Consider the following 12,440-nt stretch of genomic DNA (forward strand, 5'->3'; position numbering starts at 1 on the left):
GTAATTATTAAGTGTTATGTATTTTATTTTTTAATCTTATTCGTTAACATCGGGTTTGAAATGATGCAATCCTTAGAACATTTTTCTAATGTTACTTTAATCGGTGTTCTACTTCCAATAAGACATCCAGAACGAATTGCTTGAACATAAAATGTATGCTCACCCGCCGAGATATTAACAGGTAATTTAAATGTTAAACCGTCCGTCGTTGCTAATTTCTCCATTCCTCTCTCAGAAGTATATACTTCATAAATTGTACAATCATCCATTGATTTAAACACAAGAGAATCAATTGTACAAAGAGTCAAGTCTCCATTAACAGCTCCGTAATCTAAAGATGGAGATATAGACATATCAAAGATTTTTGTCGCGTTACCTAAAACTCCAACAACACTACCGTAAGAAATTTTCACTCTGTCGTAAGGCTCATCGAATGGAGCAACAAGTATTTTCACTCTATCATTAAATCCTCCTAGCAATCCCAACAATTTCAAATCTAAAATACTACTTCCACTATCTAATGCTGGGCCTACTGGTTGATTCCCCATAAAACGCTGAATGGTATATCCTTTAATTAATTCTAAACTTAATATAGGGTTTGCTGGTGTTTCTAATATTATTTGTAATTGATCTCCTTTAGTAGTTGGTTGTTTAAATACCGCTGTCAATGTAGCTCTGTTTGCTACAGCAACACCACGAGAAATCAATGCATATGAGTTCAAATCGTTATCAACTGCATTCCAAGGATCAACCACTGAAGCAGTAGCACTCGCTAAACCAACTCCTATATCTTCAACTCCATGTAAAACATCAATCACATTTGGATTTGTAGTACTGTCAATAGGATTACAACTTGGAGAACCCGGTTTTGTAATATATGCTCCATAAACTTTCGCACTTTGAGCTACACTCAATAATGCTCCAACCGAAATTCGAACTCCATCATAAGCTTTAGTTCCGCTAACATCAGAAGGTACAAACGTGAATTCAATAACATTATCAGCTGCCAACAAATCTAATAGTCCACCTTGCACTGGCTTTAATGTTCCAATATCAAATGGAGTTCCTAAACCATCCTTGTAAACCCCAACTACAGATAATCCTCCTGCTAACACTACACCACTATATTCTTTACCTAATTTAATAGTAACTGGAGTACCAGCTGCAACTTTTTCAGGGAAGAATAATGTCTGCCATGTTGTTCCAATACCCAACAATCCTAATCCTGTTGTAATTGTTGAATATGTTTTTGGGTTACCATTTGCTGCATTTGCTTCATTAGTTACACCTCCAGTTATAATTGAACCCCAACTCTGCGAATTTGCATATGTACGCACAGTTCCTGGAGGACAACCTTCATCATCGTATACATTTACGATAACGGTTTCCGTGCTGTAACAGCTACCGCTTGAACCAACTACAGTATATGTATACACTCCAGGTGTAGCTATTGTCGCAGGTAAAGTAGTTACTACAGCCCCATTGTGATACCAAGTAATAGTGCCTATATCAGTGGTAACAACAGGCCAAGTTATATTTGCTCCTTTTGCTACATAAATCAACTGATTTCCATTGACTGTTAATTCTGGTGTAGGGTTGACCGATACAGTTGTAGCATCTGAAAGAACACTTTCACATCCATTGTTATTAAATACTTTTACACTATAAGACCCAGATTTGGAAACCTCAATAAATTGCTGATCTGCGTAAACAACGCCAATAACTGGACTATTTGGATCTGTAGGGTCTTGAAGAATATTCTCTGATATTTCCACTCCATCTTTATACCAACGATACGCATCACCTACACTTGCTGTAATAAGCTTAACGAACTCTCCTTCACATATCTCTATACTCCCATCTGGAGTAACCATAGGTTTTGTTGGTAAATCGTGAATTGTAATTTCAATTGCCGCAGACTCATCACTTTCACATCCAGTAGCATTTAAAGCGGTAACGTTATATTCTCCACTTTCTGTTGCATTATAAGTTGCTCCTGTTGCACCGCTAATAGCAGTGCCATCTTTATACCATTTGTATGAAGTTGCTCCCGTCGCAGTAGCTGTTAAACCTATACTTTCACCTTGACAAGTAGAAGTTATACCACCCGTTGCCGAAATAGTAGGAATACCCGCCTCTGGCAATACTGTAATCTTAACTGATGCAGCAGGTGTTGTGAAGCAATATCCATCTGCTTCTAAGGTTACGTAGAACGTAGTTGTTTGAGTAACACTTGTGGTTAATACACTTCCAACAATAGGTGTACCTGTTAAAGCAGCATTTGTGTACCACTTGTATACCGGATTTACCAAACCGATAAGACTTGTAGAAGCAGTTACATTGAATGAAATTCCTGCACAAACCTCCAAACTTGTAGGTGCCAAAGTAATCTTATCCGCTAAGATTGGTGTACAAGAAGTAAGCATTGTATGTGTTGCTGATTCTGTTTTATCAGCTGTATTCGCCTCATTTCTATATTTTATGGTAGCTGTATTTTCAATTTCAGTAATAAGACCTCCATTTAAATCATCAACCGAAGTAGTGATAGTAAATGTCACATCACCACCAACAGCTAAAGTTGGTATTGTATAAGTAAATGTGTTGCCTGTAAATGAGCCAAGGTTAACACTTGAAATCGTAAGACTTCCTGGTAAAACATCAGTAACTACTAAATTATTCAAAGTCTTGTTTCCAACATTTTTTACCGTAATGGTGTATACTATTTCATCTCCTAGCTGTGCTTGTGCATTACTAGTAGTATTATTACTTACCCCAACTTTTGAAATCTCTACATCATGAATAGGAGTTACATCTAATACTGTACCTGGTATAGTTGTATTAGGTTCTGTCGGGTTTGTATTATCAACTGGTGGGAACGATTCCGATTCTGGAGATGTAGGACTTGCCTTCACCTTCGCAATATTTTTAATTTCTGTTACTCCTGTTAAATCATTATTTACAGTTGCTACAAAATTAAGAGAAGGAGAAGTAGCTCCAACCGCTAATGAAGCGATTGTAAAAGTAACTGTTCCACCTGCATGAACACCTCCTGATTTCCATTTTAAACCAACTGGTAAAACATCTGAAATAGTTACATTCGTCAGGTTTTGATTTCCTGTATTACGAACATAAATATGATAAGCAACATCTTCACCACCAGAAACAGCAGTAATTGTATTATCTCCATTCACATCATACGCTTTCCAAGAAACTACAGACTTGATTTGTTCTACAGGAGTTTTAGTACCTGGAAGAGCAGTCGTATCTGGTTCATTTGGATTATTAGATAATGGAGGGAATGCAGCGACTCCATTAACAGTTGCTAAGTTTAAAATTTCAGTAATTCCCGTTAGGTTACTATCCACTTTCACTTTAAAAGTAACTGTTTTTGTTTCTCCTACTGCAACATCAAGAGCAGGAAAAGATACAATTCCAGCGGCAAAAGTACCACCAGAAACATAAGTCGTGTTTGCTGGTAGCATATCCTTAACAATCACATCCTGAATATCGATTGCACCTGTATTACGAACATGAATAGTATATTTTAATTCTTCACCGCCTTTTACAGAAGTTTTATCTGCAGATTTCCATGAAACGAATTCTGGATTAATAATAGTACAATCTTTTGTAACACTATACAATTTAAGATTAGGCATTACACTTGCTTGAAGCAAAGTATTTATACCTACTGAAATTCTATCAAATGGAACCCCTGGTTTGAACGGTATTTCAGTTGCGCTACCTGTATTTAATAGGTTTAAAACATTAACCCCATTTATCAATCCATTATTCCAATCTAATTCTGCTACTTCAACAGCACCTTTATAAGCTTTGATTTCAAAATTACCAAGTACTGCCAAATCCACAGCTCCTGCTCCAGTAGCTATTTTCACTTTAACCACATCAGTAGCATCTGCCAATTGATTGAAGAATATAATTTGTTTTATAGATCCAGCAACAGCAACTGTACCTAAACTAATTTCAGAAAAATTAGTAGTATTAGTATCAATAGCATGATTAGCATTTTTAACACCTGAAATACCTGCTACATCTAAAGTGATTCCTGAACCATCATAAGAAGTTCCAAACACAGGTGCACAAGCATCAATTGGAGAATCAAAACAAACACCATATACATTCATTGTATTTGGTTGTGCTAATAATCCTGCAACTGAATCAGTATGATCTGTAATTTTAATTGAAGTGAAAGGAACTCCAGCAGTTACTGCAATATAATAACGTCCTGCTATATCTTGTACAATACGAACTTTTTCTGTGTTACCAGAAAAACCATTATTACTAGAAGCTGTAAATAGAGAAGTAGCTCCATTCTTCACTTCTACAGAGAAATAATGATTACCCAATAAAACACCATTTACTAAATCAGCAAGAGCACCTCCTAAGCTTCCTCCAAGCAACGCATTCAAAAGAGTAGGTTCATAATCAATTCTAACATATGCCGTCTTGTCAGCAGGAACAGGTGCATCAAAACCTAATTCAACAAATCCTTCAAATTTATTTCCTAAACCTAATAGTAAACCAGCTCCAGAATTCAATGTAGCATAACTATCAAAATCATCATCAAACAAGTTATCAACATCATCTGCATTCGAAGCTCCTAACAAAGTCGTAGCGCATGTTGGACTCTCAAAAGGAGATGGTGTTGTTGTTTCAGGACACCCTGCTCCAATACGTTTTACTCCGTATAGACGTAATGCTGGACTCAAAGCCACATTTACCAGTGACCCCACAACTACATCTACTCTATCATATACCTTCGTAGTTTCATACGTTAGCGTTTGAATACCTCCCGATTTAAATAAATTTAATAAGTTAAGATTATTAATCAATCCCTGCTGTAATGTAAATGTTTCAGCAACAGCACTACCATTATAGGTAACAATTTTATAATTACCCAACAAATCAACAGAAGCCAAGCTAGACGGATCCATTTGAAGACGCACTTTTAATTCATCTCCAACAGTTGAAAGCTTATTGAAATAAATACGTTGAGAAACTTGAGCAGCAATTGCAACTGTACCCGTACTAATTTCAGAATAGTCCGAAGAATTAATACTAATAGCATGATCCGCATCTTTCACTCCTGCTCCATTTAAAAGTCCTAATGAAAGTCCTGTCTGGTCAAAAGATGTAAATTGAGCAGGTAAACAATTATTAATGCCTATTTCATGACATGCTTCAAAAATTTTCATCGTTGCACCATCTTGGGTTGTACCAACTAATGAAGGAAAGTGTTCTGTAATTTTAATATTTTTATAAGCTTGATTTGGTGTCACAGCAATATAGTAACGACCAATATTATCTTGTACTATACGAAGATCCCCACCACTAGTTCCAGAAAAACCACTAGCACTAGAGCCATTTAAAACGGTAGTTCCTCCCGTTTGAGATGTTTTGGCTTCTACCGTAAAATAATGATTCCCCAATAACAATCCTCCAACGTTATTAACAAGAGCACCTAAAGTACCACTTACTAAACGCCCCAAAAGATTCCCATCCATATCAACACGAATATATGTTGTCTTATTAGCTGGGATGGCTGTAGGAAATTCATATTCTAAAAACCCTGAATAAGCACCTATACCTAACAAAGCACCACTACTTGCAGTCAATGTAGCATAAGACTCATTGTTCCCATCAGCGGCTAACCAAGGATAGTCCGCATACTTCGAATCTACTATAGTAGCATTACAAGCTGGAATTTCAAAAGGATCCTGAGTTGCTGATGGCAACACGAAGCTTGGATCAGGACACGCAGACCCAACTGAACCAAAACGTTTCACATCAAACACTTTAACCGCAGATTCAAAAGCACTTACATTCAACAATCCATTCACACGAATTTCAATGCGATCAAAAGCTTTTCCTGGAGCAAAAGTTATTGTTGTTTCACTACCTCCTAATAACCCAAGAAGATCTGTCCCATTCAACAAGCCTGCACTTAAAGTTTTACGATACACTTCGTTAGCACCATTATAAGCAAGAACTTCATATGCTCCCAACAAATCAACATTTAAAGTTTTACTTGCCGCAAGTGCCAATTTTATTTTAAATACCCCATGTGGGTCACTTAGTGAATTATAATGTATGTATTGAGACATAGAACCAGCAACACTCAATAAACCTAAATTGATTTCTGAAAATGTAGTATCACTACCATCAATAGCATATTGTGGATTTATAACCCCTGTCTTACCTAAATTTAATAAACCTAAAGTAATACCGCTACCATCGTATGAAGTAGAAAAAGCTTGATTACATATATCTGAAGCATTATCAAAACATATACTATAGATATTTAAGAATTTATCTGGAGCCAAAACACCTACAACAGCATCTGTCTTATCTGTAATTCTAATATTTGTAAACGCATTTATTGCCTTAATAGCTATATAATATCTCCCTTCTTTATCTCGTACTAGTTTTACTTGACCATTTGATGAAGAGAATAAATTAGCACTTGATGTATTTAAAGTTTCTGTGGACCCATTTCTTAATTGAATTTCGAAATAGTGATTTCCCAATAGAAGTCCATTAACTAATCCAGACACAACATTCCCAATACTTCCAGCCAATAAAGAACTTAAAACATCCTTATCATAATCAATTCTAACATATGTTGTTTTACCAGCTGGTACAGGAGAATCGAATTTTGCTTCTAAATGCCCAGACTGATTACCTAACCCTAAAAGAATCCCTGAACCAGAACGAATACTAGCATAACTATCAAAATTAGCATCTACCGCATTTGCAACATCATCTACATATTCAGATGAAACTACAGTATTACTAGCACAAATAGGATTAAAAAGCGGACTTACAGTAGGCAGAGGCGGTGGACAAGTAGCACTTGTACGCGAAACATCATAAATTCTTAAAGTAGCCGCACCTAAATTTAAGCCTACAGTAGTAAAGAGTCCAATTTCCACCCTATTATAAGCCCCATTTGTCACATTAAAAGAAACTGTATTCGCCCCTCCTTTTCCTAAAATACCCAATAAATCTAATCCATTTATTAATCCACTTTGCAACGGAAATTCTTGAACTAATAAATTTCCATTATATGCCCTAATCTTATACGCCCCTAATAAATCCAAATTCAAAGTACTCGAAGCTATACCCAACCTAACTTTCAAGATAGAAATAGGCTCAGATAATGCAGGAAAATAGACATTCTGAGCAGCAGAAGCTGCTACCGCCAAAGTACCGGTGGAGATTTCAGAGTAACTCGATGTGTTTTCGTCAATAGCAAAGCTAGGGTTCTTAACAGTCTGACCCAAATTAACTGAGATTCCAGTTACCTTACCTTCATCCGTAAATACGGGTGCACTACAAGGAGTAACACCAGATAAGGTATAAGCATAATACACGTTGAATTTAATAGTTGTAAGTATACCAGGCGCTATATGTATCCTTACAGAATTATATACACTCCCATTTGACGGCGTAACCTTAAGGTAATAAAACCCGTCTTTTCCCATAAACATTTCTGTCGTCACATTACTTATAGCAGCTCCTGAATTGAGACGAAGCTCACCTTTAATCTGATTACCAGCCAGTCCTAATAAACCACCTAATAAGTTACCCAAATCCAAACCTGATGTCTCTGGTTTAGATATTTTAACAAACACAGACTCTCCAAGAGATCTATTCTCTACAAACCCAACTTGAAGATAACCACTCCCCCCTCCTAATAAACCTCCTGCAACATCCATAGTTGCAAAGTCAATCGTTGAAGAAGAGACAGCATTACCAGGACTTGTAACTCCAGAGCTACTATTCCCATTTAACACCGTTGCATAATCCTCCGTTTGCCCATAAAACGTACTGCTACAAAAAAGCATCAGTAAAAAACAAGACAAAATGCGGGCGAATTTCATCTGAAAAAAAGTAGTTTGTTGTTTCATAGGTCTTTGATTATGTTTTTATAAGGCAAAATGCAGAAAGGATGTAAAATTCCTTAATGTAGTCTCAATTTGCACAACGAATATAATTCTTAATTTTTTTACAACAAAACTTCCAACACCCCTAAACACTTTAATGAGAGTTTAACAAACGGCAGTTATGCTAATATTTTAACATAAAAAAATTCATAATCTTTTTTAAATTAAAAAATTATCAACTAAATATACATATCCAAACAAAACATGATAAATGTCATTTTTTTTAAAACCCCTATTATTTATACAGATTCTAAACTATTAGCACCCCAAAATGAGAAAAAAAACCACATAGCACTAATACAAAACCCCCATTAGAATAAAAAATTCTCAAAAAAACATATTTAAATACTGGAATCTCAATTATCCACCCTTATTTCACATAATCGCAACAAAATTTCAATTGAATTTGATACATAAAAACCAAACACTTCCACAATTTGGGGTAACTCTACATTGTATTAAAAGATAATATCTGCAAAAATTCCCATTATTTAAAACCTAAAATTACCCTCCAACCTAAATCCAACAAAGTCTTATTTTCTTTTAGAATGCAGTTAGATTCTTAGTGAAATTTTCTTTCCTTCACTGAAAGCCAAATGATTTTCCTATTTTTGAACAAAAGATTTTTAATATATGAACTCCATCTCACCATACGTAAAAACAAGCAATGAAAATTCTATTGCAAGAATTCGTTTTCACCATCCTGCTAGCAACTCTTTCCCTAGTGAACAATTATATAACCTAACGGCGGCTATTGAAGAATTAGGCAAAAACAAAAACATCACAACTGTTATTCTAGAAAGTGAAGGTATTGGTGCATTTTGCGCTGGCGCCTCTTTCGATGAACTTCTAAATATTCAAAATATTGAAACAGGCAAACAGTTTTTTTCTGGTTTCGCTAATGTTATAAATGCGATTCGAAAAAGTCCACAAATCTACATAGGTCGTATTCAAGGTAAAGCTGTTGGCGGTGGAGTTGGTTTAGCTGCTGCATGTGATTATTGTTTTGCTACTGAGAATGCTTCTATTAAACTATCAGAACTAGCTATCGGTATAGGTCCTTTTGTAATAGAACCTGCTGTTAGTCGAAAAATTGGCAAAACTTCATTCGCAACTTTGAGCTTAGCAGCGCAAGAGTGGAAAAGTGCATCATGGGCTCATGAACATGGTCTTTATTCCAAATTAGTTGCCGACATAGAAACCTTAGACATAGAACTAAATGCTTTTGCAGAACAATTTGAAAAATACAATCCTGAAGCTATTTTTGAAATCAAAAAGATATTATGGGAAGACACTAACCATTGGGAGACACTTCTTTTTGAAAGAGCGCTAACTTCAGGTAAACTTGTACTATCAGACTTCACGGTTGCCGCATTAAAACAATTCAAAGGAAAATAGTATTCGATAGCCAATATTGAAAGAACGACTAATTCTAACATATAATAGATAAATATTTTACAAAACAGGGTTGACATCTACACTTCTAGACTTCAACCCTGTTTTTGTTTATAAACAAAAACAGGGTTAGGCACATAAAAGGTTCTTAAACTCTAGTCAAAGTCCATTTAAACTATATTAAACCTCTAATTAAAATCTAGAAAACAAATAGACCTTGAATGGACTTTAAACAGTACTTAGACAGCTCTTAAGAGGAGTCTGAGAACTTAATAGTAGAAAATGTAGTCTTTCTCATTCTAAGGTCGCTCAAAATAAATATCTCTATTCCGAAATTGATTAAATAGCTACAAATCAGCTTCTGTCTGCTATTAAAAAAAAAGTGCTAAATTTGTAGCAAAATATACAAGATGTCAAAAATTAGGATAACCAAGCAATTTTCATTTGAAACAGGTCATGCTCTTTATGGTTATGATGGAAAATGCAGAAACGTTCACGGTCATAGTTACAAACTAAGAGTAACTGTTATTGGCGAACCAATTGCAGATGCATCAAATGTTAAGTTTGGTATGGTAATCGACTTTACCGACCTAAAAAAAATTGTACTAGAAGAAGTAGTAGATGTTTTTGATCATGCTACGGTTTTTAACAAGAATACTCCTCATATTGAACTTGCAAAAGAATTACAAGATAGAGGTCACCATGTTATATTAGTAGACTATCAACCTACAAGCGAGAATATGGTAATTGATTTTGCCGAAAAAATAAAACATAGATTACCCAAAGGACTTGAATTGTATTCCCTACGCCTACAAGAAACAGATTCTTCATATGCGGAATGGTATCAATCTGATAATTTATAAGAAGTGAATTATTCTATACAAACCGAAAGAACTATCTATTTTACCTCGGACCACCATTTTGGAGCTCCCACTCCAGAACAAAGTCTTCCAAGAGAAACTGCTTTTTTAGAATGGCTGAATGAAAAAGAAAAAGACATGGGAGCCCTGTTTATACTTGGTGATTTATTTGATTTCTGGTTTGAGTACAAAACTGTTGTCCCTAAAGGCTTTGTTCGTATTCTAGGTAAACTAGCCCAACTAAAAGATGCAGGTATTCCAATTTATTTCTTTGTAGGAAACCACGATCTATGGATGGATGATTACTTTGAAAAAGAATTAGGTATTCCCGTTTTTAGAACTCCTCAGGTATTCAATATCAATGGTAGTTCCTTCTTCATAGGTCATGGCGACGGTTTAGGGCCTGGTGATTTAGGTTATAAAAGAATGAAAAAGGTATTTACAAATCCTTTTTCGAAATGGCTATTTCGTTGGCTACATCCAGACATTGGAGTTCGTCTTGGACAATATTTATCTGTTAAAAACAAATTGATATCAGGTGATGAAGATGTTCGATTTCTCGGAGAAGATAATGAATGGCTAGTACAATACGCTAAAAGAAAATTAGAAACTTCTCATTACGATTTCTTTGTCTTTGGACACAGACATCTCCCTATGACAATTAAATTAAATGAAAAGAGCACTTATGTTAATCTCGGAGATTGGATTGGATATTTTAGCTATGCTACTTTCTCTAATTCTAATTTAGAGTTAAAATACTACTTAGAGGAGAAAAGATAGTTTGGTCCTCATAATTTTTTCTTTTAAACAAAACAATAATGCAGACTAGATATTCTCTTTTCACTTTTAAAAAACGGTTGAAAAACTACAAGAAAAATCCCTGTCTATTATTTAAGTAAACGAATAGAAAACATTAAAATGGTTTCGGAAGAATCCATTCATTATGTCCAAAATAACTCCAAGAAACAGAAGCTAGATCTACGCTATCATCTATAAACATAGAATATTCTCTCCCGTTGATAGACACCCAACTATCTGCATAGACAGCAACATCTAATCCTTTATCAGCATACTCCTTTTTTATAATCTGCGCCATTTGCCATATCATATCAGCTGTGGTTAATCTCGCTCTCTGTTTTGAAGACAATTTATCTTCTAATGGATATTGAGATTTCTTCCCACTCTCCTTTTCTACCACATTGAAATAAGTATATCCACTTCTGGATCTCAACATCATCCTCCAGCTCAAACGATGCCCTTCATCTGTCCAAATAACATCATCAGCTATTATGTAGTGTCGCAATGGCAAAAGTAGCTGAAATAGCATAAAAACACTCAAGAAGACAGCTTTCCATATAGGAATAGAAAACGAATAATCACCTGGGTACATTTTAGGTTTCTTTTTCAAGAATTTCTCTCTGATAAATTCAGGATCATAAAAGAATAAAGCAAAGCTCAAGGCAAAATAAGGAAAAACCCCTATCTGTAAGGTTATAGAATTGAAGACATGAAATACGAGAGATGCAATTACAGCCCATGTTCGTGTTCGCTTGCACAACAACAGAGGAATAATCAAACCATCGTACAAAATACCTAAATAACTAATGGTTAAATAAAACCAAGGCTCTGTAAATATCTCTTTAAAAAATTCAGGGGCATTTATAGAACTATACATTAACCTTACAAAGGTTCCATCTAACCAATCTGGATAGAACTTTGCAACCGTTCCGTAAATATAGACCAAAGCAATTTGTGTAATCAAAATCCAAGAGCTATAAGTCGGCATTGCCAACACTTCCTTAACCCTCCCTTGCTTTACGTCCAAAGAAGCATATCTATGCGCAGGTAGAAAACACATGTAAATACATATAACAACCATTAAATAATAATGATTGTTATAGGAGGTTTTTTGCATATAATATACTCCAGACCACAACAGAGTTAAAAGAATCATACTCCATCGATAGCGATAACCCAACATCACTGCTATAGAAACCAACCCCATAAAGGCAAAGTAAAAATACATTCCTAAACCAGGGAGAGGTTGTAACCAATCCATATAAATATGAGAAAAGGTCATTTGAACATCAACCAAATTACTTTTTACCCATCCAGTAGCTATAGCTCCAAATGACTCACAAACAAATAAAAATCCAAAAACAATTCGGAACAATACTAAAGGAGCATTATCAATAGGGGTTAAAGCTTTTTTCAACATAAT

5 protein-coding genes are annotated in these 12,440 nt (G+C 35.2%); 3 read left to right on the forward strand and 2 right to left on the reverse strand.

The window, feature by feature from the left end; translation table 11 throughout:
• Positions 1 to 23: 23 nt before the first annotated feature.
• Positions 24 to 7,928 (reverse strand): Ig-like domain-containing protein, encoded by a 7,905-nt coding sequence (locus tag BM024_RS10425; protein WP_090679963.1) that lies wholly within the window; start codon positions 7,926 to 7,928, stop codon positions 24 to 26.
• A 669-nt stretch (positions 7,929 to 8,597) separates the two neighbouring features.
• Between BM024_RS10425 and BM024_RS10430 the strand changes: the two genes are divergently transcribed.
• The 3 genes from BM024_RS10430 (at position 8,598) to BM024_RS10440 (ending at position 10,999) form a co-directional block, all read left to right on the forward strand.
• The gene (locus BM024_RS10430) at positions 8,598 to 9,362 is read left to right on the forward strand and encodes an enoyl-CoA hydratase/isomerase family protein (protein WP_090679966.1); all 765 of its coding nucleotides are present in this window, start codon (positions 8,598 to 8,600) and stop codon (positions 9,360 to 9,362) included.
• Positions 9,363 to 9,769: 407 nt separating this feature from the next.
• A complete protein-coding gene (locus tag BM024_RS10435; protein WP_090679968.1) occupies positions 9,770 to 10,222 on the forward strand; it encodes a 6-pyruvoyl trahydropterin synthase family protein in 453 nt (150 codons plus the stop codon).
• Positions 10,223 to 10,225: 3 nt separating this feature from the next.
• Positions 10,226 to 10,999 carry a UDP-2,3-diacylglucosamine diphosphatase gene (locus BM024_RS10440; RefSeq protein ID WP_090679970.1) on the forward strand — a complete coding sequence of 258 codons (774 nt, stop codon included), beginning with the start codon at positions 10,226 to 10,228 and terminating at the stop codon, positions 10,997 to 10,999.
• A 133-nt stretch (positions 11,000 to 11,132) separates the two neighbouring features.
• Here the strand turns inward: BM024_RS10440 and BM024_RS10445 are convergent, their stop codons facing one another.
• Positions 11,133 to 12,437 carry an HTTM domain-containing protein gene (locus tag BM024_RS10445; protein WP_090679972.1) on the reverse strand — a complete coding sequence of 435 codons (1,305 nt, stop codon included), beginning with the start codon at positions 12,435 to 12,437 and terminating at the stop codon, positions 11,133 to 11,135.
• Between the last annotated feature and the right edge of the window lie 3 nt (positions 12,438 to 12,440).

The organism is Myroides guanonis, from assembly GCF_900114085.1.
GTDB classification, from domain to species: domain Bacteria; phylum Bacteroidota; class Bacteroidia; order Flavobacteriales; family Flavobacteriaceae; genus Flavobacterium; species Flavobacterium guanonis.